Source organism: Aliihoeflea sp. PC F10.4, assembly GCF_054612275.1.
On the sequence record NZ_JBTSWH010000001.1, the window covers coordinates 2,698,892 to 2,722,758 of the forward strand.

A 23,867-nucleotide genomic window follows, 5' to 3' on the forward strand; every position below is an offset into this window, starting at 1 on the left:
CGGGGCTTTTCGATTATTCGGCCGGCTGGTCGTTCTTCTTCTTTTTGAAGATGCCGATCAGATTGTCCCAAAGCTCGATCTTCGCGCCCTGGCGCTTCATGATCAGGCCCTGCTGAAGAACGGACAGGGTGTTGTTCCACGCCCAGTAGATCACGAGACCCGCCGGGAACGTCGCCAGCATGAAGGTGAAAACGACTGGCATCCAGTTGAAGATCATCGCCTGCGTCGGATCGGGCGGCGTCGGGTTCATGCGCATTTGCAGGAACATCGTGATGCCCATGATGATCGGCCAGATGCCGATGAGCAGGAAGCCCGGCACATCGTAAGGCAACAGTCCGAACAGGTTGAACAGCGACGTCGGATCTGGCGCCGACAGGTCGTTGATCCAGCCGAAGAACGGCGCGTGACGCATTTCGATCGTCACGTAGATCACCTTATAGAGCGCGAAAAAGACCGGGATCTGCAGGAGGATCGGCCAGCAGCCGGCGATCGGATTGATCTTCTCCTCCTTGTAGAGCGCCATCATCTCCTGCTGCTGCTTCATCTTGTCGTCCGCGTATTTCTCGCGGATTTCCATCAGCTTGGGCTGCACCTTCTTCATGTTCGCCATCGACACGTAGGACTTGTTGGCGAGCGGGAAGAAGATCAGCTTGACGAGGACGGTGGTCGCGAGGATGGCGACACCGAAATTGCCGAACAGACGGAAGAACCAGTCGATGACGAAGAACATCGGCTTGGTGATGAAATAGAACCAGCCCCAGTCGATCAGAAGCTCGAACTGGCGGATGCCATGAGCCTCCTCATAAGCGTCGATGACGCCGACGACCTTGGCACCTGCGAAGACGCGGCTTTCAATCGTCGAGGACTGGCCGGGTGCGATGGCGAGCGCGTCCGACAGATAGTCGGCCTGATAGCGCACGCGCCCGTCGTCGAAAAAGGAGTAGCGCGGCTGGAAGGACTGACCGGACGGCGGAACGAGCGCGACGGCCCAGTATTTGTCGGTGATGCCGAGCCAGCCGTCGTCGCTGCGGCCGGGCGTGATCTGGCGCTCTTCGGCAAGCGTCGAGTAGTCGATTTCCTGGAGACCCTCGGTGCCGGTGACGCCGATGAGGCCTTCGTGCAGAACGAAAATGCCTGCGATGTTCGGCGTGCCAACGCGCGTGATGCGGCCGTAATTCATCAGTTCGACCGGCTCTTCGCCCTCATTGGCGACCGTATCGCTGATGGTGAACATATAGTCCGCATCGACGGCGATCGTGCGCGCGAAGGTCAGGCCCACATCGTTGGTGTAGGTCAACGTGACAGGGCTGTCCTGCGTGAGCTGCGGATTGCCCTCGACGCTCCACACGGTCTGCGGACCGGGCACGTCACCTGCATTCGCCTGACCGACATATCCGATTTCGGCGTAGTAGCCATCGGCGAGCGCGGACGGGTTCAAAAGCTCGATATTGGGCGAGTTCGGCTCGACGGTAACGCGATAATCCTTGAGCAGGAGGTCGTCGATCCGCGCGCCGGTCAGGTTGATGGAGCCGGAAAGGCGCGGCGTGTCGATCGTGACGCGACCCGTCTCAGAAAGTGCGCCCTGACGATTGACCGGTGCGCTTGCGCCGCCGCCGCTTCCCGGAACGGTCGCCTGCGAACCCGTGGCACCGGCACTGGGAATTTCTCCATCGCCTGTCTGGCCGCCCGCCGGACCCGGCGTCGCTTGCGTCTGCTGGGTGCGCTGTGCCTCGATCTCGGCGGCCTCGCGCTGCGCTTCGATGCGGGGGTTCATGTAGAACACCTGCCAGAGCGTCAGGATCACGATGGACAGCGCGATCGTGATGAAGAAATTGCGATTGTTTTCCATCAAGGAATCCCTATCCCCGCCTTACCGAAACCGGCGGGAGAGTTCGGCCTTCAATTCATCGAACGGCGTTTTGAGCAGTTCGCGGCGACCGACGACGACATAATCGGTGCCGGGCGTCATGTCACGCACCGCATGGACACGGACCGCTTCCTTAAGCCGACGTCTGATCCTGTTGCGGACCACGGCATTGCCGACCTTTTTGGTAACCGTAAGGCCAAGCTGCGGCTCGCCCGCGTCGTCACGCCGCAGCGCCTCGACAAGAAAAAGCCGCCCCCGGCGCTTCTCGCCCCGGCGAACGGCCAGAAACTGGGCACGCTTCTTCAAGCGCGCCGGGTGCTTGCCCTTGGGCCGGTCGGTCAATGTCCGGCCGCCACTCGATCAGGCGGACAGACGCTTGCGGCCACGCGAACGACGAGCGGCAATGACCTTTTGACCACCCTTGGTGGCCATGCGCGCACGGAAACCGTGACGGCGCTTACGGACGAGTTTGGACGGCTGATAGGTGCGCTTCATTTATTTAATACCGCGGCGTGCGGCCCTTCTTGATAGCTGTCTCATAGGACGAGGAGCTTCGGCCGGCCGTACGCGAGAAAAATCGCGCCGGAACCCAGGCCCGAGCGTGTGGCGGCTTATAGGGACAAGCCCGGCGCGAGTCAATCACGCGGCGCGTCTTGCGCGCCTCCATGCGCGGTGCCAAACAGCGAGAGGCGACGAACACGCTTCGCCGGTCGAGCGCCAGGGAGCGAGAACGCCTATCATGATCACGACCCGGTCGTTCCTGCGCTTTCTTCCGTTTCTTATCATCGCCGCAGGGCTTGCGACAGCCTATGCGCTTGGCCTTCAGGATCATCTGAGTTTCGCCAGGCTGGCGTCCCACCAGCAGTATCTGGAAGCGGAAGTCGCAAATCTCGGTGCTTTCGGCCCCGCGATCTACGGCCTTTTCTACATGATCGTCACGGCATTCGCGCTGCCGGTCGCCGGCGTGCTGACCGTCTTCGGCGGCTTCCTGTTCGGCTGGGTGACCGCCAGCATCGTCGTCGCCCTGTCGGCGACGCTGGGCGCCACACTCGTTTTCCTCGCCGCCCGCTCGGCAGCCGGCGACGGTCTTCGCAATCGCCTGAAAGGGCGCATTGCCGCGCTTTCGCAAGGCTTCGAGAACGACGCTTTCGTCTATCTTCTCGTCCTTCGGCTGACGCCACTCTTCCCGTTCTTCATCGTCAATGTTGCTCCGGCATTCTTCAAGGTGCGGCTCGCCACCTATGTCGCGACGACGTTTCTGGGAATCCTGCCCGGGACGGTCACGCTTGCCTTTCTCGGACAAGGCATCGATCGCGTTCTCGACAGCGCGGAGGCGGCAGGACGACCTCCAACGCTCGCGGATGTCGTCACGCCGCAGATAACGCTGGCGCTCGGCGCGCTGGCGCTCATGGCGATCGTCGCGGCGATGCTGAAAACCTGGTGGACGCGCCGGGTGGGCGCAAAAGAGAACTCGGGCGCTCGATAAGGCGCGTCAGAAACCAATCTTCTCTTCCCCTCGTATATTTGGAAAACGCACGGCCGCATCCTATTTGGTCGAGGAGGCCGTTACTCAAAGGCAGCGCGCTTGACGGGGATCGACGAGGACAGCAATCAGGACAAGCTGCGAAACGCCCAGCCCGGCGTTGCGCTTGGTCGCGGCCTGTCGACCAAGTTGCTCATCTTGACGATGCTTTTCGTGATGACCGCCTCGGTGCTGATTCTTATTCCGTCGATCGCGGACTTCCGCCTGCGCTGGCTTGAGGAGCGACTGAGCAACGCGGCGGCCGTCGCCACCGTTCTCGTCGACGAAGGCGGGTCGAACCTCTCACGCCAGACGCAGGACGATCTTCTCGCCGCGCTCGGCGCCAAGGCCGTCGCGGTGCGCGAGGAGGGTATGTCGCAACTTCTGATCGCAGCCGAAATGCCACCTCAGGTCGACGAGCACGTGGAGTTGGCCTCCGCGACGCCCCTCACCTCGATTCCCGATGCGATCTCGACGATATTCGATGGCGGCGATCGCATACTTCGCGTCTATGGCCCCGTCGGCGACAGCGACAAGGAATTCGAACTACTCATCCCCGATGCGGGCCTGCGCGACGCGATGCTCGTTTTCGCCTACAATGTCGCCATCCTGTCGCTCATCATCTCGATTATTACCGCCGCGCTGGTCTTCTGGGCGATCGACCGGATGATGATCCGGCCCATTCGCAGCATGACAAGATCGATGCTCGCCTTTTCCGAAAAGCCCGACGATCCGGCCCGCATCATCCGGCCGGAGCGGCGAACCGACGAGATCGGCATCGCGCAGCGCGAACTTGCCGGCATGCAGGGCCAGTTGCAACAAACAATCGGCGAGCAGCGCCATCTCGCCGCGCTCGGCCTCGCCGTTTCGAAAATCAACCACGACATGCGCAACATGCTCGCTGCCGCCCAACTTTTGTCGGACCGGCTGCGTCTGATCGACAATCCCACCGTCCAGTCTTTCGTGCCGAAGCTGGTACGTACGCTCGACCGTGCGGTTTCATATTCCGAAGGCGTGCTCGCCTATGGCCGCACGCAGGAGGCGCCGCCGTCACGGCGCAGGCTCAGGCTGCGCCAGATGGCTGAGGAAGTCGGCGACGTCTTAGGAATTGCGTCCGATAGCGAGGTCTCGTTCGTCAATGAAGTCGATGTCCAGATGGAAGTCGACGCCGATCCAGACCAGCTTTTTCGTGTGCTTTCCAATCTTGCGCGAAACGCCTTTCAGGCCATGCAGACCGATGATCAAGGTGCAATCGTAAAGCGCCTGACGATCGGCGCCGTGCGAGAGGGCACCGTGTCGAAGATCCGCGTGGAAGATACCGGGCCGGGCCTGCCCAAACGGGCGCGCGACAATCTCTTCGCCGCCTTTCGCGGGGCCGCCCGCAGCGGCGGAACGGGCCTCGGCCTTGCCGTCGCACAGGAACTCGTTCAGGCGCATTCGGGCACCATCGAACTCGTTGAAACGCGCGGCGGGCGAACGGTTTTCGAGATTTCGATCCCCGATCAGCCGATCGCGCTCGACCAGGCGCGAAAAGCGATCCGCAAGCCAGCCTGAACTTTCGCGGATATCGCGTTTGTCGCTCGTGCGCACTTGCCGAAGCGGAATGAGGCCGACGGCTCATTTTTCTCCAAAGGCGCTTGCAATTGATCGTTTCACTGGCTAGGTAACGGCCACTTCGGTGCCGGTTCGCCGGTTCCAGCGGTCTTTTGATCGATGCGCGCCCGTAGCTCAGCTGGATAGAGCACCAGACTACGAATCTGGGGGTCAGAGGTTCGAATCCTTTCGGGCGCGCCATTTAACTCTCTGAAAATACGTTATTTTCTGGCTTCTCCGCCGCATCTCCCCAACATAAAAATCCACTTTAGTCTGGGGTTTAGTCTGGGGTTTTTCTTTCGGAAAGGCGCGGAGCAACAGCGCCAGCGGCGCATGAATCCACGTTTCTGATCGCTTTGGCTCGGTTTCGATAATGGTTTTTGGGGGAAAGCCTTCCCCCTGGCCGGCACTACGTTGCCGGCGCACCCCCTTCTGCGGGGAGACCCCGCAACGCCCCCTTAGAGTGAGAGGCAGGCCGGGTTTGCCGTGACGGGCTGGGATCGGGAGAGAGGCTCCCGAGGCCCGTCGCGGAGAAATCCCGATGGCCAGATATGACCGCAGCGCCCGGACCGGCAACGACCGGACGAGCCTTTATGACGACATCACCGACAAGATCATCGCCGAGCTCGAGGCCGGCCGCGTCCCCTGGGTCCAGCCCTGGGGCACGCCCGAGGCGAAGGCGCCGCTGGCGATGCCGAGGAACGCGGCTACCGGCCGCCAATATTCCGGCATCAACATCCTCATCCTCTGGGGCGCCGTCATCGAGCACGGCTATGCCGGACAGAGCTGGCTCACCTATCTCCAGGCCAAGTCGCTCGGCGGCAAGGTCCGGAAGGGAGAGCACGGCACCGTCATCGTCTATGCCGACCGATTCATCCCCGACGACGAGAGGGAGCGCGCGAGGGAGGCCAGCGAGGAACCGCACGCGATCCCGTTCCTCAAGCGCTTCACCGTGTTCAACGCCGCGCAATGCGAGGGCTTGCCTGAGGATGTTGCTATCGAGGCGCCGCCACCGCCGCCCCACATGATCGAGCCAAGGGTCGAGGCGCTGATCCGGGCGACCGGAATCGACTTTCGCATCGGTGGGAACCAGGCCTTCTATGTTCCAGCGCACGATTATGTTCAGGTGCCGCCGCCACAGGCCTATTTCGAGCCGATCGACTGGCACCGGACCGCCCTGCACGAGCTGGGGCATAATGCCGTAACCCGGATTATGCCGCATGGCGTCCGCTGGAGACTGGTCGGTCAGGCATCGGCCACGCGGCAGTTCGGCATAATCAGAGCCCTTCCAGGAACGCGAGGAGCTGATCATCGGGCCGGAAGCGGCTCGACGGCGTGGCTGGGGCGGCCACGCGGGCGAGTGCTTTCTCCTTCAACCTCATGTCGGCATGGATGTAGATCTGGGTGGTCTCGACGTTCTCGTGACCGAGCCAGAGTGCGATTACCGTTTGGTCAACGCCGTTGTGGAGCAGGTCCATTGCAGTGCTGTGGCGCAGCGTATGCGGCGTGATCCGCTTGGTGCCGATGCTCGGGCACGCGCGCGCAGCCGTCAGGCTGTGCTTGCGGACGAGGTGTTCAAGAGCGTCGCGGCTCAATGGTTCGCCCCGGAGCGAGGGGAAGAGCGGTCTGTTCTCTTCGTTGTCGCCGATCCATTTCGCCAGGAGCTTGGCCGTCTCGCGGCGAAGCGGGGTGGCACGTTCTTTCCGCCCCTTACCCACGCAGCGGATATGGGCGCCGGTTCCGAGCACCACATCGCCGCACCGGAGGCCGACCAGTTCGGAAGCCCGCAGACCCGTCTGCACCGCGAGCAGGAGCAGCGCATGGTCACGCCCTCCGGTCCATGTCGTGCGGTCGGGCGCCGCCAGCAACGCAGCTATCTCTTCGCCGTCGAGGAACGTCACCGCACGGCGCACATAGCGCTTATTGGGCATGGCGAGGATGCGCTGGCAATGCAGCAGCCAGGTTGGATCGCTCATGGCGACGTAGCGGAAGAACGATCGGATCGCGGCCAGCCGGGTATTGCGGCTCCGTGCGCTGTTACCTCGTGCGGTTTCGGTGTGGACGAGGAAGTCGCCGACGAGATCAGCATCGATATCCTCGATCGTTAGCTTGACCGGCGGCTTGCCGTGCCGGGCACTCGCATACCGCAACAACAGGCGGAACGTGTCGCGATAGCCGGCGACCGTATGGCGGCTCGCTTCCATCTGGACGCACAGCCGGTCGGTGAAGAAGCGCTGGATCAGCGCAGGCAAGGCAAAAGCGCTCATTGGATCGCCTCCCTGCCATCATCGCTCGCTCGCGCCATCGCCAGATCGAGCAGTTCGGGGACCGCTTCCAGATACCAGTATGTGTTGGAGGGACTGGTGTGGCCCAGATAGGTCGTCAGCCGGATCATCTCGCGCGCCGGGTCTTTGCCGGAGCGGTACCAGCCGAGCATCGTCTTCACCGCAAAGCTGTGGCGAAGATCGTGGATGCGCGGGCCCCGGCCATGCTTGCAGTATGGTTGATGGGTTCGCAGCCCGATCTGCTGGCAGGCCCGCGCGAAGTTGTAGCGGGCGGAGCAATCGGTGAGGCGTGTGGCCTTGTCGGTGACGAACAGCGGCGTGGCCGGATGGCCGACCAGCCGGTCGCGTTCGGCAAGATAGTCGACCAAGTGCCTGACGACGCTTGGATCGAGCGGCAGCAACCTCTCTTTGCCGAGCTTGCCTTGCCGCACGCGCAGCACGTCGGCGACGGTGTCGAGATCGGCGCGGTCGATTGCCAACGCCTCGCTGATCCGCAGGCCAGTCACCGCGATCAGCCCGAACAATGTCGAGCAGGTCAACCCGCGCAGGCCATAGACGGACGGCAACACCGTGGCCGCCGCGATGATCGCTGCAATCTCGGCATCGCTAAATATGTGAGGTCGCGACCGCGCGACCGTACTTGGCAGCAGGCCTTGCGGGGGTACTTCATGCGCAGGATCGAAGCTGCTCAACCACTGTGCGAACAGGCGCACGGCAGTGAGCCTCGCCCCTCGGGTGGAGGGGCAGGCCTCGGCCAGCGTGGCGTGCCAGCGCAGGAACAGCGCGGTATCTATATGAACGGCCTCTTCACAATCGGCGAAGCGGGTGAAGCGGCGAAGGATGCGTGCGGCGGTGCCAAGATCGTAGCCGAGGCTGCGCCGGACGCTCAGATAGCGGTTGAGTTCGATGGCGAGGCTCATTGCACGCCTCCCGCCACCGGCCAGGGTTGCGCGATCGACCGCAACCCATCGATGTCGATCCGCGCGTATATCATCGTCGATGTGCGCGAGCGGTGCCGCAACACGTCACCGACCTCTTCGAGCGAAGCGCCCGTGTTCACCAACTGGGTCGCCAGGCTATGACGCAGCAGGTGCGATCCCACATAGGGCGTCACCGGCTTCTGGCCCGTTGCCTTCAGGGCCTCCTTGAGGATGTCGTTGACAATCTGGCTGTCCTTGAAGGGCCGATGCGGCGCTCGATGGGTGACGAACATCGTACGGCAGGTCGTCGGCCCTCGTTCCTCACGAAGATAGTGGCTCAGCGCATCACCGACCTCCACCGTGATCGGCAGCCGGTCGTGCAGCTTACCCTTGCCGCGCACGGTGAGTTCGCCCGCGCGCCAGTCGATATCGTCGAGTTGGATCGCCATCACCTCGACCGCTCGCAGTCCGAGCCGGGCCATGAGCAGCAGCATCGCGTAGTCCCGCGCGCCGTGCCGTGGATTGTCGCGCACGCTCGCCAGCACCGCCTCGACGCCCTCGGGCGACAGATGGCGCGGCAGCCGCGCGGCCCAGGACTTCGCTGTTCTCGGCAGGCTCAGCGATAGGTTGGTCGGCGTGGCTCCGCATCCGAACAGATATTGCAGGAAGATGCGAACATGGGTCGCAATCGTCTTGTCGCGGCGTGCGCCTGCCAGCACGTGTTCGATGAACCCGATTGCATCTGCGGGACGCAGGCAAGCCGGATCGATCATCTGCTCGCCGAAGCGATAGTCGAGGAACCGGTTGGCGAAGCGCAGCGTGTGGTAGATCGTCCGCTCGCTCAAGCCCCGCTGCTTGACAAGATAGGTCTCAAAGTTCGCCAGCAATGCTGCGCGCGCGATCTGTGCATCGGTCAGCGGCGCCGGCCGCGCCACACCGATATCGATCAGATGGTGGGCGAACCGCCGTGCGAGATTGTACGGTTGGACGGTCTGCCCATGCTTTCGCGATACCATCCGGCCCAGCCGTTCGGCCTGGTCGAGCGTCAGTGCGCAAGGCGTGACCCCTTCCGAATCCATCACCTTGCCGAGCTTCCGGATGATCGACCGGTAGTTCTTGATGGTGGGCGCCTTGTAGTCGGCGACGGCAAGACTTGCGGTGAACGACTCCACGTACGGCTCGACGCAGGTTTGCAGATTGATAGGCATGTTCTTCGTACTCCACGTTGTTGGAGTGACGAAGATTATGCCGAATACGCTCAGCACGATCATGCTGCCAATCGCGCTGTCTCGACACAATGCGGCATAATCCGGGTTACGGCATTATGGACATTATGCCGATATCGGCATAACTTCCACGCCAGCGGCCATCGCTCGCGCCTCGACCGCGATCTCGGCGGCTCCTTCGGCTCGAAGAAATACGCCTTCGAGGAGCTGGTGGCCGAGATGAACGCGGCGTTCTGCTGCGCCTCGCTCGGCATCGTGCCGACCGTGCGCCATGCCGATTACATCGGCTCCTGGCTGGAGGTGCTGCGCGAGGACAACCGCGCCATCGTCCGCGCCGCCTCGCACGCCAGCAAGGCGGCGGACTGGCTGCTCTCCTTCCTGCCGCCCGACGAGCAGCCCGCCGTAGAGACCGTCTCCTCGATCGACAGGAGAGCGGCATGATGACCTATGCCCAATCGCGCACGGCGCTCGCCCGGATGGAGGCGAGCCTCGCGGAAACCCGGCACCACCTCGCCCTTGTCGAGCGCCGGCTTTGCGACGGCGCGGAAGCCAAGACCATCCGGCGGCGCCCGAAGTCGCGCTGGTATCACCGCCGGATGAGCCGCTGGACCGGCGCCGACGAGGCCGAATACCGGCGCATCCTCGATCGCATGACCGATGCCGCGCAGGCCGAGCTTGAGCGGCTTCGCCGCAAGGTCGAGCGGCAGAACGGCGCAATTCTAGCGCTTCGCTGCAAATACCGCATCAACGACGAACGGCCCCGGCAGTTCGCGTTGTGACCGTTCCGGCCGATGGCTGCGCTGGCTTGTGCCGGCGCAGCCGAGAGGAAGAGAGGGGCCGGGTTTTCCGTGACGGGTTGGAAGCGGAGAGAGAGGCTCTCCGCGCCCGTCGTGGAGAAACCACGATGGCAAGAGCTGCCAGGAAGAAGTCCGCCGCCGTCCCGATGATTGTCTTCTCGCGGGCGCGCGATATTCCGTTCAACCGCATCAGGCTGTCGGACAGCAATGTCCGCGAGGTCGACGTCGAGGCCGGCCTGGACGAACTCACCTTCGACATCGACCGCCGCGAGGATCTCGTGCAGGGCCTCAATGTCCGCGCCATCCTCGATGCGGACGGCAACGAGACTGGGGATTTCGAGACCCCGGCGGGCGGCCGCCGCTACAGGTCGATCGCCCGGCTGGTGAAGGCGGGGCGTTTCCCCGAGGACGGCCTTGTTCCCTGCATCGTCAAGAAGGCCGACGCCAAGACCTCGGCCGTGGACGACTCGCTGGCCGAGAACATGCTGCGGCTGGCACTGCATCCGCTCGACCAGTTCCGCGCCTTCAAGCGCATGGTCGGCGGCGGCATGTCCGAGGCGGAGGTCGCGACCGCCTACTTCACCACCGAGCGCTATGTCGCGCAGCGCCTCGCGCTCGCCAAGGTCTCGCCGAAGCTGCTGGAGGTCTATGCCGAGAACGGCATGACGCTGGCGCTGCTGGAGACCTTCACCGCCAATCCCGATCACGGCCGTCAGGAGCAGGTCTGGGATGCGGTGCGGCAGTCGCACTACCGCGAGCCCTGGCACGTCCGCCAGATGCTCACCGAGACCAGCGTTCCCGCGTCCGACAAGCGCGCCATGTTCGTCGGCCTCGACGCCTATGTCGCGGCCGGCGGCCCGGTGCTGCCCCGCTACCTGTTCGACGAGGAGGATAGCGGCTGGCTGGACGACGTTCCTCTGCTCGACAGGCTGGTTGCCGACAAGCTCAGGACCGTCGCCGACGAGGTTGCCGCCGAGGGCTGGAAGTGGATTACCGTCAGCCTCGACCTCCCGCTCGGCCACGAGCGGGGCCTTCGCGTGCTCGCCGGCACCTCGCCCGAACTCACGCGGAAGGAGCGCAAGCAGCGCGAGGCGCTGCGCGACGAGTACGACGCCCTGATGGCCGAGCATGACGGCTGCGACGAACTGCCGGACGAAACCCACCATCGGCTCAGCGAGATCGAGGAGGCCCTGGACGCCTTCGAGAACCGCCCGGCCATCTACGATCCGGCCGAGATCGCCATCGCCGGCGTCTTCATCTCGGTCGACTCCGATGGCGATCTTGTCGTCGAACGCGGCTATGTCCGGCCCGAGGACGAGCCGGCCGCCACCGTCGACGGTGAAGCGCCGGAGGCCGAAGGCGCGGACGCGGATGGCGACGCGGTGCAGGAGCCGCGCGTCATGCGGACCGTCATCACCATCGGCGGCGAGCCGGCCGAGCCGGAGGAGGACGAGGAAGACGTCATCCGTCCCCTGTCGGAAAGGCTGGTGGCGGAGCTGACGGCACATCGCACGCTCGCCCTTCGCGACGCTGTGGGCGCCAACCCGCATGTCGCGCTCACGGCGCTGCTGCACAAGCTGGTGCGCGACACGTTCGGGCGCTCCACCACCGGCGCCGCGGTCGGGGCTTCCGTCCGTGAGGTCTATTTCCGCGAGCAGGGTCCGGACCTAAAGGACAGCCCCTATGCGCAGTCGGTCATGGAGCGGCACGACGGCTGGAAGGCGGACCTTCCGTCCGACGACGACGCGCTCTGGGACTGGCTAGCCGCGCTCGACGAGGCCAGCCGCCTGGCGCTGCTCGCCCATTGCGTCAGCTTCGGCGTCAACGCGCTCTACGAGCGGCCGAACCCGATCAGCGCCACCGGCATCTCGCAGCACGGTCTCGACCTTCGCATGGCCGAGGCCGATCGGCTCGCCCGCACCACCGGCCTCGACATGATCGAGGCGGGCTTCCGGCCCACGGTCGACAACTATCTCGGCCGGGTTCCCAAGACCCGCATCCTCGAAGCCGTCCGCGAGGGCGCAGGCGACCGAGCCGCCGACCTGATCGCCCATCTGAAGAAGGGCGACATGGCCGAAGAAGCCGCACGGCTTCTGGCCGACACCGGCTGGCTGCCAGAGCCGCTGCGTCCGCTCGACGCCGAGCCGGAGCTTGACGCCGGCACGGAGGGCGAGACCGAGGCGCTGCCGGCGTTCCTCGTAGACGACGAGGACGACGTGGCGGCCGGCGCCGAGGGCGGCGATCCCGAGCATCTGGTCGCCGCCGAATAGTCGCGGAGCGGCTCCGGCCGCTCCGTCTCCTTCCAACCCTTCACTCGCGACCCGGCCATGCGCCGGGCCGTTTTTGTTTCAGGAGAACCACGATGGCGATTCCCGACCATGCACGCACCAACTTCAACACGCTGCTGAGAGCGGCAGGCGACGGCAGCCTCGCGCTGATGGAATGCCAGGACGCCGCGACCGGCGACCTGCGCTACGTCATCTGCGCGGTCGGCCGCGACGGCGGCGATTACGTCTTCACCCCGTTCGGCCATCTGGCCGATGGCAACCCCTACGACGCCTACCTTCCGCCGAACCCGGACGATCCGTCCGGCTTCCTGCCTCACGATGACGGAGGCCGGTGATGTTGCAGTCGCACTATCCCTATCTCGGCGTCACCCCGCTCGATACCGACCGGGCCGTGGTCCGGGCGACGGCGAAATACCTGCCGCCCGAAGTCCGCGCCGATCCGTGCCGGCGGCTCATTCGCAGGATGTTCTACTGCGCGATGCTTCGCCGCCACGCGGAGATCCAGCGCGACTTCATGCGAACCCGCCACTGACGCCCTTCGCCCATCTCCCAACCCGCCCGGCCTCGCGCCGGGCATTTTTCGTTTCAGGAGGCTATCATGCCCACCTTCACAATCGAGACCGCGCATGACGTGCCGGTCTACCGTCTTCGCCCCTACGAGGCCGATACCGTCGACAAGGCGTGCCGGCTGGCGGTGGAAGACGACGACTGGTCGATCCGCAAGATTTCCCACGACACCCCCCGGCGAAACCTTCGTCAGCGGCATCTGGGAAGGAAGCGGCGCGCCCCATGCGGCGCGCAGCCTTCCGGTCCCCTCGCAATATGGCGAAACCATGCGCAGGAAGGCGCAGCATTTCGAGGTGCTGCTCGGCCTTCTCAAGATGTTCGCCGCCGCCGATCCGGCGGCGCCCGAACTCGCGCTCTGGCGGCGACGCGCCGTCTCGGCGATCGCCAAGGCGGAAGCGATCATGGCCGGTGCCCGCGATCCCGATGGGAGCGACCGCGATGCCTGAGATCGTCCGCACCGCGTCCCTGGTTCCTGACGATCGTCGCGAAGGCTTCCTGCCGGCTCTGTTCGGCATGCCGCTCCTCATCATCGCGGAGAGCACGGTCTACAGCTTCATGGAGCGGCTCAGCCCGCAGGACTATGGCGGCGGCTTCTGGGCCTTCTACGAATACCGTGGAACGCCGCTCTTTCTCGCGCCGACCTCGAAACCACGTCTTCGGATCGAAGGCGAGATCACTGGATTTCGCGGCGAGGTCTCGGCAGATGCCGCCGGAATCCTGGCAACGCTTCTCACGCTCTCGCATCTTTCCGTCCGATACGAATCCGAGCTGCTGGCGCAGCGCTACTACCGGCTTCGGATCTATTCGCTCCGCCATCCGGAGGCATCGGAGATTTCCCAGGTGCTCGACTGAATATTGCAGGCGTCCCGCCTTTTTGCGAGGCGCCTGTCTCTATGTCGGTCATGCCTGCGGCCTGAGAGCGAGAGGAAGGCCGGGACGGGTTCGAGCCGGTGCGGTCGAGAGAGAGCGCTGCGCGGCTTGTCCCGTTCCCGCTCTCCCGAGGTTCCCCGATGAACATGATGCCCGCTACCGTGGCCGCCAACGCGGCCGCGCCGATCCCGCACGCCTGCGAGCCCGACACCGCCGTCGCCATCCTCGCGGCCGCGCAGCTCCTCCTTCCCCATCTGGAACGCGGCCAGCGCATCGACGCTCCAGCCCTGCGCCACGCGATGGAAACCGCCTTCGGCGGCTCCGACGCGGCAGGCGCCTGGAACTGGAAGACCGCCTACGAATCCTGCGAGGCGGCCACGGTTCTGTTCCTGCGCCGGTTCGGCAAGGCGCTGCTCCGCAAGGGCGGCTCCCCGGCGGCGAGCCTGCCGCTGCTGGCGAGGGTCGCCGCGCTGATGCCGACCCACACGCGCCGTTCCGAGGAGGCGCAGTCATTCCAGCAGTTCTCGACGCCGATCCCGCTCGGCCTGGTCGCGGCGACCGCGGCGGCCATCACGCTGGCCGACCGCGTGCTGGAGCCTTCGGCCGGCACCGGCCTGCTCGCCATCCTGGCCGAGATCGCCGGCGGCACGCTCGTCCTCAACGAGCTGGCCGAGACCCGCGCTGGCCTGCTCTCCTCCCTCTTTCCGGCCCTCTCCGTCACGCGCTTCGACGCGGCCCAGATCGACGACCACCTCGATCTCGCGGCCGTGCCGACCGTCGTGCTGATGAACCCGCCATTCTCCGTCATGGCCAATGTCGAGACGCGCATGGCCGACGCGGCGTTCCGCCATGTCGCCTCGGCGCTGGCGCGTCTGGCCCCCGGCGGCCGGCTCGTGACGATCACCGGCGCGAACTTCGCGCCGGACGCGCCCGAATGGGCTTCCGCCTATGCCCGTCTGCAGGAGCGCGGCCGCGTCGTGTTCTCGGCCGCGATCGACGGCTCGGTCTATGCGAAGCACGGCACGACCTTTCCGACGCGGCTGACCGTCATCGACAAGCAGCCGGCCGACGATCCGGCCGTCTTCCCCGCGTCGCCCGGTCTCGCGCCCGACGCCGCGACGCTGATGGGCTGGGTGGCCGAGCATGTGCCGGCCCGCCTGCCGGTCGATCCCGCCGTCGCGGTCCCGGTCGCGGCCACGCCCGCGCCTCGCACCGTGCGCGGCTATCTCGCTCGGGCTGCGAAGGCCGCGCCCAGAAAGGCGCTGGCCGAGCCGGAGGGCGTCGATTTCGAATACGAGACCGTCGACCGGCAGGACGCCGGGACCGGCCGCATCACCGACGCCATCTATGAAGAATACGCGCTCCAGTCGATCCGTATTCCCGGCGCGCAGCCGCATCCCACGAAGCTGGTGCAGTCGGCGGCGATGGCCTCCGTCGCGCCGCCCAAGCCGAGCTACCGGCCGCGCCTGCCGGCCAACATCCGCGACCTCCTGTCGGACGCCCAGCTCGAAACCCTGATCTATGCCGGCGAGGCCCATTCCGACTATCTCGCCGGCGCGTGGAGCGTGGACGAGACCTTCGATGTCGTGAGCGCCGCTGCCGACGACGCGAGCGGTTCCGTCCGCTTCCGGCGCGGCTTCATGATCGGCGACGGCACCGGCGTCGGCAAGGGCCGCGAATCCGCGAGCATCATCCTCGACAACTGGATGAGAGGCCGCCGCAAGGCGCTCTGGATCTCGAAGTCGGACAAGCTGCTGGAGGACGCGCAGCGGGATTGGTCGGCGCTCGGCATGGAGCGCCTGCTGATTACGCCGCAGTCGCGATTTCCGCAGGGCAAGCCGATCACGCTGCCCGAAGGCATCCTGTTCACGACCTACGCCACCTTGCGGACCGACGAGCGCGGCGAGAAGGCGTCCCGCGTCCAGCAGATCGTCGACTGGCTCGGCGCCGACTGGGATGGCGTCGTCATCTTCGACGAATGCCACGCGCTTCAGAACGCTGTCGGCGGCAAGGGCGAGCGCGGCGACGCCGCGCCCTCGCAGCAGGGCCGCGCCGGGCTTCGTCTCCAGCATGCGCTTGCCGATGCCCGCGTCGTCTATGTCTTGGCCACCGGCGCTACCACCGTTCACAACCTGGCCTATGCCCAAAGGCTCGGCCTCTGGGGCGGCGAGGATTTCCCATTCGGCACCAGGGCCGAGTTCGTCGAGGCGATCGAGGCCGGCGGGGTCGCGGCGATGGAAGTGCTCGCCCGCGACCTACGCGCGCTCGGCCTCTACACCGCCCGCTCGCTCTCCTTCCACGGCGTGGAATACGAGCTGGTCGAGCATGAGCTGACGCCCGAGCAGACCCGCATCTACGACGCCTATGCCGGCGCGTTCGCCATCATCCACAACAATCTCGACGCCGCCATGCAGGCCGCCAATATCACCGGCGGGGGCGAAGGCGGCTCCGGCACGCTGAACAAGCAGGCGAAGTCCGCCGCGCGCTCGGCCTTCGAGAGCGCCAAGCAGCGCTTCTTCGGCCATCTGCTCACCAGCATGAAGACGCCCACCCTGCTGCGCTCGATCGAGCGCGATCTGGAGGCGGGCCATGCCGCCGTGGTGCAGATCGTCTCGACCGGCGAGGCGCTGATGGAGCGCAGGCTGGCGGAACTGCCGACCGAGGAATGGAACGACGTCCGCGTTGACATTACACCTCGCGAGTACGTCCTGGACTATCTCCGTCACTCCTTCCCGGTGCAGCTCTACGAGCCGTTCACCGCCTCGGAGGGCAGGCTGTCGTCGCGGCCGGTTACGCGCGACGGCCAGCCGGTCGAGAGCCGCGAGGCGGTCGCCCGCCGCGATGCCCTGATCGCGAAGCTGGCGAGCCTGCCGCCGGTTCCCGGCGCGCTCGACCAGATCGTGCAGCGCTTCGGCACCGACATGGTGGCGGAAGTCACCGGCCGGTCGCGTCGCATCGTCCGCAAGGCCAGCACCGGCGGCTTTGACCGCCTTGTCGTCGAGACTCGTGCCGGCTCGGCCAACCTTGCCGAGACCGCCGCCTTCATGGACGACCAGAAGCGTGTGCTGGTGTTCTCCGATGCCGGCGGGACGGGCCGCAGCTATCACGCCGAACTGTCGGCGAGGAACACGCGGCTGCGTGTCCACTACCTCCTCGAACCCGGCTGGAAGGCCGACGCCGCCATCCAGGGCCTTGGCCGCACGCATCGCACCAACCAGGCGCAGCCGCCGCTCTTCCGGCCGATCGTCACCAACGTCAAGGCCGAGAAGCGGTTCCTGAGCACGATAGCCCGCCGGCTCGACACGCTTGGGGCAATCACGCGCGGCCAGAGGCAGACAGGCGGTCAGGGCCTGTTCCGGCCCGAGGACAATCTGGAATCGCACTATGCCCGCGACGCGCTGCGTCAGCTTTACATGCTCATCGTGCGCGGCAAGGTCGAGGGCTGCTCGCTGGAAAGGTTCGAGGCGTCGACCGGCCTGAAGTTGATGGACTCGACCGGCATCAAGGACGAGCTGCCGCCGATCACCACGTTCCTCAACCGGCTGCTGGCGCTCACCATCGAGATGCAGGGCATCATCTTCACCGCCTTCGAGGGATTGCTAAACGCGCGGATCGAAGGCGCGATAGCGTCGGGCAGCTACGATGCCGGCCTGGAGACGCTGCGCGCGGAGAGCTTCACCGTGACCGGGCGGGAGACGATCTACACCCACCCCGGCACCGGCGCCGAGACCCGGCTTCTCGCCATCTCCGAGCGCAGGCGCAACCGGCCGGTCACGCTCGATGCGGCGCTCGACCATCTCCTTGACCGGCGCGCCAAGCTGCTGGTCAACGAGCGCTCCGGTCGCGCCGCGGTGCAGGTCCATGCGCCATCCGTGATGACCGACGATGGCGATGTCCAATATCGCGTCCGCCTGATCCGGCCGATGGAGGCGCACACCATCCCGTACGGTGCGATGGTCGGAAGCCATTGGGTCGAGGCGGGCCGCGACGCCTTCGCCTCGGCCTGGGAAGCCGAGATCGCCGAGGTGCCGGAGTTCTCGGACGCCACCATCCACATCGTCACCGGCCTGCTACTGCCGATCTGGAAGCGCCTGCCGCACGAGTCCTCGCGCGTCTACCGGGTCCAGACCGATGACGGAGAGCGCGTCATCGGTCGCGGGGTCTCGCCCGCCTGGGCCGCGAACGCGGTGACGACCGGCTCGCTCTCGCTGTCGGCCGAGGAAGCGCACACGGCGCTGATGGAGGGAAAGACCATCATCGACCTCGACGACGGGCTCCAGCTTCGCCGCGTCCGCGTCATGGGCGCCCACCGCATCGAGCTGTCCGGCTTCACCGACACGATGCGCGAGCGGCTAACGGCCTACGGCTTGTTCCACGAGATCATCTCGTGGAAACTGCGCATGTTCGTTCCCACGAACGCGAGCGGGGTCGCGGTGCTGGCGAAGCTGCTCGACCGATGGTCGGTCGAGCGCATCAGCGAACGGGAGGCCGCATAATGCCCCGTCTCGACGCTTCGGAACTTGCCCGTCGCCTCGGTCTCCATGCCAAGGCGGCGTGCCGTCATTATCTGTCCAACGGCCACCGGCAGGGCAATTACTGGCTGGTCGGGGACGCCCGCAACGCTCCCGGCCGATCCATGTTCGTCCGGCTGCGCGCTTCGCCCAAGGGTCCGCCCGGCCATTGGACCGACGCCGCCACCGGCGAGCATGGCGACATGCTCGATATAGTCCGCGAGGCGCTCGGCCTCGTCGACTTCAAGGACGTGGCGGACGAAGCGCGCCGTTTCCTCAACCAGCCGCATCCCGAACCGGAGGACGCGGCACGCGATCGCAAGCCCGGCGCCCTCCCATCGGGCTCGCCCGAAGCGGCGCGGCGGCTGTTCGGCATTTCGCGGCCGATCCGCGGCACGCTCGCGCAGACCTATTTGCGCGGCCGCGGCATCACGGACATTTCCGGCCTTTCCTCCCTGCGCTTCCATCCGCGCTGCTATTACCGGCCGGACGAGCACAGCCCGAGGAGGGCCTTGCCGGCATTGATCGCCGCCGTCACCGATCTCGATGACCGGCTGACCGGGGCGCATCGAACCTGGCTCGCGCCGGGCGGTTCGGGGAAGGCCGAGGTCGACACGCCGAGACGGGCGATGGGCGACCTGCTCGGGCACGGCATCCGCTTCGGTGCCGCGGACGACGTGCTGGCGGCCGGCGAAGGCATCGAGACGGTGCTGTCGCCCCGCATGGTCCTGCCAGGCATGCCGATGCTGGCGGCGACCTCGGCCGCCCATCTCGCGGCCATCCTGTTCCCGGCGACGCTGCGGCGGCTCTACGTCCTGCGCGACCGCGATCCGGCCGGCGACGGCACTCGCGACAGACTGGTCGAGCGGGCGGCGAGCGCCGGGATCGAGGTGCTGGTGCTGTCGCCGCGTCTGGAAGACTTCAACGAGGATCTGCGCCATCACGGCCCCGAAGCCCTTCTGGAGCTGATCCGGCCCCAACTCGCCCCGCAGGACGCCTGCCGCTTCATGGCGCTGGCGGCGTAGAGGCGGATCGGGGATGCGGCGGACGTCACGGCCGCCGTCCCCCGGTTCGCTTCCGCGTGGCTTCCGCGATCGTCGGTCTGACCGCGCCCCGGCCTTCCGAGAGGGCGATCGAGCCCACAAACGGCCCGGACAGGCAATGGCGGCGGCCGACGATTTTCCGCCGGCGGGGCAGGCCCCGCCTTTGCATCGCGAAGCAAAATCGCCGGCCTTGGCCATCAAGGCCCTCGCGGACGAGGACTGCCGGTCCGGACCGCCCGTGGGCTTCCGACGCCGTGAAGGCCGCGAGGGTCGCGGTCAGACCGACGAAGGAGACCACGCAGATGAGAAGCGAACACGACGACGGCTACGAGCCGCACCACGCCTCATCACCGACCGACCGCCTCATCACCGAACTCCAGCTCTATGGCTGGCGCCCCTTCCAGGACGAGCCCGATCCGAGGCCGCTGCCCGAGGGCGGCGCGGTGGCCGGAGCCGTCGCAGACATCTTCGACGCCATGATCGCGACGCTTGGCGACACCCGCCTCGAACCCGATCTCGACGACCTGCTCTGGTCGACCGTCAATCTCTTCCACCGCGCCGTCCAGCGGATCGAGCGCACCCTGGACGACAACGAGCAGGCACAGCGCCGGCTCCAGCGGGAGCAGGACGGCACAGAGATCAAGGCGGTCGAGCTGGAGCGCCTCACGGCCGAGGGCCAGACCATGATCGAGCGGCGCGACGCCTTCGAGCTGATGCGCGACCAGGCCGCCGAGCACTACGAGCGCCACACCGGCTCAGGCTGGCGGCCGCGCTCCGGCTCGATGGTCAACCACCGCAACCTGACCTCGGCGCTGGTCGACAGCCGCGACTTCATCGCCGCCCGCCGCAGGGTGGACGCCGAGGTGCTGATCCCGGCCGGGCCGAGGATCGCGGTCTCCGGCGCCAACACCTTCAACGACCACAACCTCATCTGGAGCGTGCTCGACAAGGCTCACGCCAAGTATCCGCAGATGGTCCTCCTGCATGGCGGGGCCAGGACCGGCACCGACCTGATCGCCGACAAGTGGGCCGCCAGCCGCAAGGTGCCGGTTGTCCCGTTCCCGCCCGAGTTCACGAAGTATCCGGCGAAGCAGGCGCCCTTCAAGCGCAACGACGCGGTGCTGGAAACGCTTCCGATCGGCGTCATCGTCTTTCCCGGCGGCGGCATCCAGGGCAACCTTGCCGACAAAGCCCGCAAGCTCGGCATCCACGTCTACGATTTCCGCGACCGGGGCGGCGCTCAGGCGCCGTCCGGAAGGCGGCTTCGGCCGCCTTCGCTTGACGATCGCCAGCAAAAGGAGTCAAATCCGTGCATCCTCGTAGCACCGGCACAGAAGCAAAGTCGCAGGCGGAGCGCATCTTCGGACAGCCTGTCGTGATCTTTGAACCGATCATCCGGAGGCTTCCATGACCCTGATTCTGCTCGCCGTCTCGCTGTCGATCGCGCTCTGCGTGATCGCCTTCAACTTCGCGATCTACGCGCTGCCCTTCATGGTCGGGCTTGCCGCGTTCCGCTACGTCTATGCCAGCGATGCGAGTGTGGCCATGTCGCTCATAGCCGCGCTCGGCGCGGCCGGCCTTTCCGTCGTGGTCGCCGCCGCCATCCTCGCCTTCGTGCGCGCTCCCCTCCTGCGTCTTCCTGTCCTTGCGCTCTTCGCCGCGCCCGCCGCCCTGGCAGGCTATGCGGTCGTGCATGGCGTGGCGCACAACGTCATCGAGTCGACCGTCGCGCTCAATCTTCTTTGCGGCGCCGGCGGCCTGTTCGTCGGCATCGCCGCGCTGATGAACATCAGCTCCCACGCCGCCGCCTTCTCGCCACGCTGAATATTTCCTATTCGCCCCTCCTATTCAGGGCCTTATGACCGTGCGGCAGGCGGCAGATCGCTATGGAGCAGTGTCGTCGCATGATCGACCCCAATCCCTCAGGCGAGCCGGACGCTTACGATTCCAGAGAGCGGAGCAGTTCTTCCCGATTCAGATCAACCTTGTTGTCGGTCAGTTCGAGATACCGTTCTACCGCCTTGGCTACGCTTCGCCGAATGTGTCCAAGGTCGTCCCATGAGATCGTTGCTTTAGGATGACCGAGGCTGTGCAGGTATTCGTCTCGCAACGTGTAACCGCGCTCCAGCCAGCCCGCCTCAGCGTCGTCACCAACGAGGCGCTTGTATCTACTCTTCATCTTTTCGCGGCCGCGATATTCCCTCAGCATCAGGGTCGCCTCGATACAGCTTATGTTCGCGACGATCTCGTCGATCCCTTCCTCCGCTAGAGCTTTGACGAAGAAGTGCTTAGTCAGCGGATGGATGTTCGCTCTGTTCGTCTCTCTCTTTGCTAGCGCCGCCTGAAGCACTCGCCATCGCTGTTCGAGTGTATCGAGTTGTTGTCGGCCAAGCTCGAAGACTCCGACCGATCCGGAGCTTCGATCTCCTCGTCCGGATGGCCGATGAGGGTCCAAGTCAGAGCCTCGGCATTGGGCGCACGCGGCGCGTCGGCGAACGGATCGTCGGAGAACGAATAGACCCAGGGAACGTCAAACGGTTCCCACGGGCCATCGGTCGACTCTTTGCTGAAACACAACAGCAGCACGAATAGCGCATCCTCCACAGGCGACGGAAACGTCGACTCGAACACCGGAACCTTTCCGATCTCGTCCCATCGCTTGTGAAGCACGCCGAGCCAGGTGCGTTCCCATATGGCTCCAGCCGGCTCGGACTCACTTGTGACCAGCCAATAGAACCCATCCAATCTTTCGACGGGAAATTGCTGCCAACGGCCGAAGCGTTTCAGCGCATCATGCCGCACACGCCGGCCGAGATCGGCGCTTCTGAGAAAGGCGATCTCGTTCGTTCCGAACCGGATATTTTCGACGCTTTGGTGTGCCCGCTCGCTGGAATCCTCCAAATCGAGCCGATCGAGTGGCGCGAAATGATACCGCTTCACCTCTTCGGCCAGAAAGGTCTGGTGCAGCTTCAGCGCTGTCTCTTCTATGCTCGGCCTGCTGCCCGAATGCCAAGGCGTCCCGTTCCAGCGAAAGAAGTTTTCGAGCGCTGTCCGCAGTTCCTTTCGCGATGAGTCACCCGATGGATGCTTCGGGAGCCGGGAACCTTTGATCTGCGGGTAGATCGAAGCGCAATTGCTCTCAAGCAACCGAAATGCTGCCGAACGATAAGCTTCTTCCTCCGTTCGACATCCCGTCCGCCAAAGGTCGGCGACGGCCAGTCGGATCGGTTCGGGCGGATCATTTATTTCCGTTCCCAAGTCATTCCCTCCAGCCTTTTCCAACATCGCACGTTCTGGTGGCATCAGGAATGGTCGATCATCTACGCGCTCGGCCGCTCCCCGGAATGCAGGCCGCGACGGCTTCTGCGCCAGCTCTCCGATCCCTCCTCATGACGGGACCAACGCCGGTGTAAGTTCCCACGCCGCAGCGCGACCTCCGCATCCATCCGGCAGCAATCGCACCGATCGGCATGATCGCGCGCAGGAGGCTATCGACATCTTCCCTGTCGGTCCGTCGTAGCGTGGCGACCGGCCCGGTCCATGCCTCCATCCCTTCGGGCTCGCACGGAACCGTCGCCATCGCCGTTGAGGCGCAGGCGGCACCCTTCGCCCGGACGCCGGTACCGGCGCTGTCCCCGACTTTTCATCCGGGCTGGCATGCGATGGTGGCGAGCGCGTGGGATCGCGCGGGTTCCTGTGACGGCGCGTCCGTCGCCTCGACCGATGGTCGGGCCGGCAAGGAGGAAGGTTCTGCGGTTTCTCCGTGATGCGTTCGCGGAAGGACATGCCCTCCGACTGACTGATCCCCTACGTCCGAGCGGTTTCCGCCCTCAACCCCCGCGGCTCCGGACCGTGTTGGCGCGAAGCGCCTGCCCGCCCCACTCCGGGCCTTAAGGGTTGCTGTCGGCTCCCGGCGGCCGTGGCCGGGTCTCGTCGGAGGGACGGTCCCTCCGGTTGAAGCAACGGAGAACTACCATGCAGAACATCGTCATTCTCGCCGGCAACATCGGTCAGGACCCCGAGGGCCGCACCACCACCAACAACACCCGCATCGTCCACTTCACACTGGCCACCTCGCGCCCCCGCTACGCGGAAGGCAAGGTTCTGCGGGACAAGGACGGCTACCGGGTCCAGGAGACCGAATGGCACCGCATCACCTGCTTCAACGGCCTCGGCAAGACGGTCGAGCAGCATTGCCAGAAGGGGATGAAGGTGCTGGTCCGTGGTCGCATCCACTACACGAAGTGGACCGACAGGGAAGGCGTCGAGCGCTACAGCACGGAGATCATCGCCGAGACGGTGGACTTCCTGAGCTGGCCGAAGCGTGAGGACGACAGCCGCGGCGCCAACGATCCCGACGACGAGATTCCGTTCTGAA

The 23,867-nt window shown here is 65.6% G+C and carries 22 protein-coding genes, 1 tRNA gene and 2 pseudogenes; 17 read left to right on the plus strand and 8 right to left on the minus strand.

The features are described 5' to 3' along the window. Positions 1 to 13: 13 nt before the first annotated feature. The 3 genes from yidC to rpmH are packed head-to-tail and all read right to left on the minus strand — an operon-like array spanning position 14 to position 2,362. The gene (gene yidC, locus ACX82Z_RS13595; RefSeq protein WP_459589559.1) at positions 14 to 1,849 is read right to left on the minus strand and encodes a membrane protein insertase YidC; all 1,836 of its coding nucleotides are present in this window, start codon (positions 1,847 to 1,849) and stop codon (positions 14 to 16) included. A gap of 21 nt (positions 1,850 to 1,870) precedes the next feature. Continuing rightward, positions 1,871 to 2,209 (minus strand): ribonuclease P protein component, encoded by a 339-nt coding sequence (gene rnpA / locus ACX82Z_RS13600; protein WP_459589561.1) that lies wholly within the window; start codon positions 2,207 to 2,209, stop codon positions 1,871 to 1,873. 18 nt (positions 2,210 to 2,227) lie between these two features. Continuing rightward, a complete protein-coding gene (rpmH, locus tag ACX82Z_RS13605; protein ID WP_459589563.1) occupies positions 2,228 to 2,362 on the minus strand; it encodes a 50S ribosomal protein L34 in 135 nt (44 codons plus the stop codon). Positions 2,363 to 2,606: 244 nt separating this feature from the next. Between rpmH and ACX82Z_RS13610 the strand changes: the two genes are divergently transcribed. From ACX82Z_RS13610 to ACX82Z_RS13625, 4 genes are all read left to right on the plus strand, one after another. Next, positions 2,607 to 3,353 carry a TVP38/TMEM64 family protein gene (locus ACX82Z_RS13610; protein ID WP_459589565.1) on the plus strand — a complete coding sequence of 249 codons (747 nt, stop codon included), beginning with the start codon at positions 2,607 to 2,609 and terminating at the stop codon, positions 3,351 to 3,353. 99 nt (positions 3,354 to 3,452) lie between these two features. Further along, on the plus strand, positions 3,453 to 4,943 hold the full coding sequence (locus ACX82Z_RS13615; protein WP_459589567.1) for a sensor histidine kinase: 1,491 nt from the start codon (positions 3,453 to 3,455) through the stop codon (positions 4,941 to 4,943). 163 nt (positions 4,944 to 5,106) lie between these two features. Continuing rightward, positions 5,107 to 5,183, plus strand: a tRNA-Arg gene (locus tag ACX82Z_RS13620). Between the two features lie 340 nt (positions 5,184 to 5,523). Then, positions 5,524 to 6,492 (plus strand): ArdC family protein, encoded by a 969-nt coding sequence (locus ACX82Z_RS13625; protein WP_459589568.1) that lies wholly within the window; start codon positions 5,524 to 5,526, stop codon positions 6,490 to 6,492. On the opposite strand, the pseudogene ACX82Z_RS13630 reads toward ACX82Z_RS13625, so the two are convergent. The 3 genes and pseudogenes from ACX82Z_RS13630 to ACX82Z_RS13640 all read right to left on the minus strand — a co-directional run. After that, positions 6,374 to 7,249: pseudogene (locus ACX82Z_RS13630) on the minus strand (tyrosine-type recombinase/integrase); the annotation flags it as partial. The gene ACX82Z_RS13625 and the pseudogene ACX82Z_RS13630 sit on opposite strands and share 119 nt — an antisense overlap. Continuing rightward, the gene (locus ACX82Z_RS13635; protein ID WP_024586499.1) at positions 7,246 to 8,187 is read right to left on the minus strand and encodes a tyrosine-type recombinase/integrase; all 942 of its coding nucleotides are present in this window, start codon (positions 8,185 to 8,187) and stop codon (positions 7,246 to 7,248) included. The gene ACX82Z_RS13635 and the pseudogene ACX82Z_RS13630, both read right to left, overlap by 4 nt. Continuing rightward, positions 8,184 to 9,458: a site-specific integrase gene (locus ACX82Z_RS13640; RefSeq protein WP_244437346.1), complete on the minus strand. Its 1,275-nt coding sequence runs from the start codon at positions 9,456 to 9,458 to the stop codon at positions 8,184 to 8,186. The genes ACX82Z_RS13635 and ACX82Z_RS13640 overlap by 4 nt, the downstream gene beginning before the upstream one ends. Positions 9,459 to 9,542: 84 nt before the next feature. Between ACX82Z_RS13640 and ACX82Z_RS13645 the strand changes: the two are divergent. From ACX82Z_RS13645 to ACX82Z_RS13695, 11 genes and pseudogenes are all read left to right on the plus strand, one after another. Further along, positions 9,543 to 9,854, plus strand: a pseudogene (locus ACX82Z_RS13645) (zincin-like metallopeptidase domain-containing protein); the annotation flags it as partial. Then, positions 9,851 to 10,192 carry a hypothetical protein gene (locus tag ACX82Z_RS13650; RefSeq protein ID WP_024586502.1) on the plus strand — a complete coding sequence of 114 codons (342 nt, stop codon included), beginning with the start codon at positions 9,851 to 9,853 and terminating at the stop codon, positions 10,190 to 10,192. The pseudogene ACX82Z_RS13645 and the gene ACX82Z_RS13650, both read left to right, overlap by 4 nt. 125 nt (positions 10,193 to 10,317) lie before the next feature. After that, positions 10,318 to 12,480, plus strand: a complete 2,163-nt coding sequence (locus ACX82Z_RS13655) for a ParB/RepB/Spo0J family partition protein (RefSeq protein ID WP_024586503.1) — start codon at positions 10,318 to 10,320, stop codon at positions 12,478 to 12,480. 92 nt (positions 12,481 to 12,572) lie between these two features. Beyond that, a complete protein-coding gene (locus tag ACX82Z_RS13660; RefSeq protein ID WP_024586504.1) occupies positions 12,573 to 12,833 on the plus strand; it encodes a DUF6117 family protein in 261 nt (86 codons plus the stop codon). Beyond that, on the plus strand, positions 12,833 to 13,030 hold the full coding sequence (locus ACX82Z_RS13665) for a hypothetical protein (RefSeq protein WP_035449427.1): 198 nt from the start codon (positions 12,833 to 12,835) through the stop codon (positions 13,028 to 13,030). Before ACX82Z_RS13660 ends, ACX82Z_RS13665 begins: the two co-directional genes overlap by 1 nt. 94 nt (positions 13,031 to 13,124) lie before the next feature. Beyond that, positions 13,125 to 13,511 carry a hypothetical protein gene (locus ACX82Z_RS13670; protein ID WP_459589571.1) on the plus strand — a complete coding sequence of 129 codons (387 nt, stop codon included), beginning with the start codon at positions 13,125 to 13,127 and terminating at the stop codon, positions 13,509 to 13,511. Continuing rightward, a complete protein-coding gene (locus ACX82Z_RS13675) occupies positions 13,504 to 13,917 on the plus strand; it encodes an antirestriction protein (protein WP_244437348.1) in 414 nt (137 codons plus the stop codon). Before ACX82Z_RS13670 ends, ACX82Z_RS13675 begins: the two co-directional genes overlap by 8 nt. A gap of 167 nt (positions 13,918 to 14,084) precedes the next feature. Continuing rightward, the gene (locus ACX82Z_RS13680; protein ID WP_459911796.1) at positions 14,085 to 18,431 is read left to right on the plus strand and encodes a strawberry notch-like NTP hydrolase domain-containing protein; all 4,347 of its coding nucleotides are present in this window, start codon (positions 14,085 to 14,087) and stop codon (positions 18,429 to 18,431) included. Beyond that, positions 18,431 to 19,471, plus strand: coding sequence for a DUF7146 domain-containing protein (locus tag ACX82Z_RS13685; protein WP_024586508.1), 1,041 nt, complete (start codon positions 18,431 to 18,433; stop codon positions 19,469 to 19,471). The genes ACX82Z_RS13680 and ACX82Z_RS13685 overlap by 1 nt, the downstream gene beginning before the upstream one ends. A 320-nt stretch (positions 19,472 to 19,791) precedes the next feature. Beyond that, positions 19,792 to 20,868 carry a DUF2493 domain-containing protein gene (locus ACX82Z_RS13690; RefSeq protein WP_459589573.1) on the plus strand — a complete coding sequence of 359 codons (1,077 nt, stop codon included), beginning with the start codon at positions 19,792 to 19,794 and terminating at the stop codon, positions 20,866 to 20,868. A 28-nt stretch (positions 20,869 to 20,896) separates the two neighbouring features. Beyond that, complete coding sequence (locus ACX82Z_RS13695; RefSeq protein WP_024586510.1) at positions 20,897 to 21,313, plus strand: hypothetical protein; 417 nt, start codon at positions 20,897 to 20,899, stop codon at positions 21,311 to 21,313. 115 nt (positions 21,314 to 21,428) lie between these two features. Here ACX82Z_RS13695 and ACX82Z_RS13700 read toward each other — a convergent pair whose 3' ends face one another. Further along, positions 21,429 to 21,839, minus strand: a complete 411-nt coding sequence (locus tag ACX82Z_RS13700) for a hypothetical protein (protein ID WP_459589575.1) — start codon at positions 21,837 to 21,839, stop codon at positions 21,429 to 21,431. Continuing rightward, the gene (locus ACX82Z_RS13705) at positions 21,821 to 22,747 is read right to left on the minus strand and encodes a hypothetical protein (protein WP_459589576.1); all 927 of its coding nucleotides are present in this window, start codon (positions 22,745 to 22,747) and stop codon (positions 21,821 to 21,823) included. The genes ACX82Z_RS13700 and ACX82Z_RS13705 overlap by 19 nt, the downstream gene beginning before the upstream one ends. Positions 22,748 to 22,959: 212 nt before the next feature. Here ACX82Z_RS13705 and ACX82Z_RS13710 point away from each other — a divergent pair, with 212 nt between their 5' ends. Both ACX82Z_RS13710 and ACX82Z_RS13715 read left to right on the plus strand, forming a co-directional pair. Further along, entirely contained in the window at positions 22,960 to 23,256 is a 297-nt protein-coding gene (locus ACX82Z_RS13710) for a hypothetical protein (protein ID WP_459589577.1), read from the plus strand. 208 nt (positions 23,257 to 23,464) lie between these two features. Next, a complete protein-coding gene (locus ACX82Z_RS13715) occupies positions 23,465 to 23,866 on the plus strand; it encodes a single-stranded DNA-binding protein (RefSeq protein WP_024586512.1) in 402 nt (133 codons plus the stop codon). Position 23,867 lies beyond the last annotated feature (1 nt).

What these genes read in the sequence shown, in the direction of transcription:
- yidC (WP_459589559.1), bottom strand. Translation starts at nt 1,849, where the DNA reads ATGGAAAACAATCGCAATTTCTTCATCACGATCGCGCTGTCCATCGTG.
- rpmH (WP_459589563.1), bottom strand. Translation starts at nt 2,362, where the DNA reads ATGAAGCGCACCTATCAGCCGTCCAAACTCGTCCGTAAGCGCCGTCAC.
- ACX82Z_RS13610 (WP_459589565.1), top strand. Translation starts at nt 2,607, where the DNA reads ATGATCACGACCCGGTCGTTCCTGCGCTTTCTTCCGTTTCTTATCATC.
- ACX82Z_RS13625 (WP_459589568.1), top strand. Translation starts at nt 5,524, where the DNA reads ATGGCCAGATATGACCGCAGCGCCCGGACCGGCAACGACCGGACGAGC.
- ACX82Z_RS13635 (WP_024586499.1), bottom strand. Translation starts at nt 8,187, where the DNA reads ATGAGCCTCGCCATCGAACTCAACCGCTATCTGAGCGTCCGGCGCAGC.
- ACX82Z_RS13640 (WP_244437346.1), bottom strand. Translation starts at nt 9,458, where the DNA reads ATGATCGTGCTGAGCGTATTCGGCATAATCTTCGTCACTCCAACAACG.
- ACX82Z_RS13650 (WP_024586502.1), top strand. Translation starts at nt 9,851, where the DNA reads ATGATGACCTATGCCCAATCGCGCACGGCGCTCGCCCGGATGGAGGCG.
- ACX82Z_RS13655 (WP_024586503.1), top strand. Translation starts at nt 10,318, where the DNA reads ATGGCAAGAGCTGCCAGGAAGAAGTCCGCCGCCGTCCCGATGATTGTC.
- ACX82Z_RS13660 (WP_024586504.1), top strand. Translation starts at nt 12,573, where the DNA reads ATGGCGATTCCCGACCATGCACGCACCAACTTCAACACGCTGCTGAGA.
- ACX82Z_RS13665 (WP_035449427.1), top strand. Translation starts at nt 12,833, where the DNA reads ATGTTGCAGTCGCACTATCCCTATCTCGGCGTCACCCCGCTCGATACC.
- ACX82Z_RS13670 (WP_459589571.1), top strand. Translation starts at nt 13,125, where the DNA reads ATGACGTGCCGGTCTACCGTCTTCGCCCCTACGAGGCCGATACCGTCG.
- ACX82Z_RS13675 (WP_244437348.1), top strand. Translation starts at nt 13,504, where the DNA reads ATGCCTGAGATCGTCCGCACCGCGTCCCTGGTTCCTGACGATCGTCGC.
- ACX82Z_RS13680 (WP_459911796.1), top strand. Translation starts at nt 14,085, where the DNA reads ATGCCCGCTACCGTGGCCGCCAACGCGGCCGCGCCGATCCCGCACGCC.
- ACX82Z_RS13685 (WP_024586508.1), top strand. Translation starts at nt 18,431, where the DNA reads ATGCCCCGTCTCGACGCTTCGGAACTTGCCCGTCGCCTCGGTCTCCAT.
- ACX82Z_RS13690 (WP_459589573.1), top strand. Translation starts at nt 19,792, where the DNA reads ATGAGAAGCGAACACGACGACGGCTACGAGCCGCACCACGCCTCATCA.
- ACX82Z_RS13695 (WP_024586510.1), top strand. Translation starts at nt 20,897, where the DNA reads ATGACCCTGATTCTGCTCGCCGTCTCGCTGTCGATCGCGCTCTGCGTG.
- ACX82Z_RS13710 (WP_459589577.1), top strand. Translation starts at nt 22,960, where the DNA reads ATGATCGCGCGCAGGAGGCTATCGACATCTTCCCTGTCGGTCCGTCGT.
- ACX82Z_RS13715 (WP_024586512.1), top strand. Translation starts at nt 23,465, where the DNA reads ATGCAGAACATCGTCATTCTCGCCGGCAACATCGGTCAGGACCCCGAG.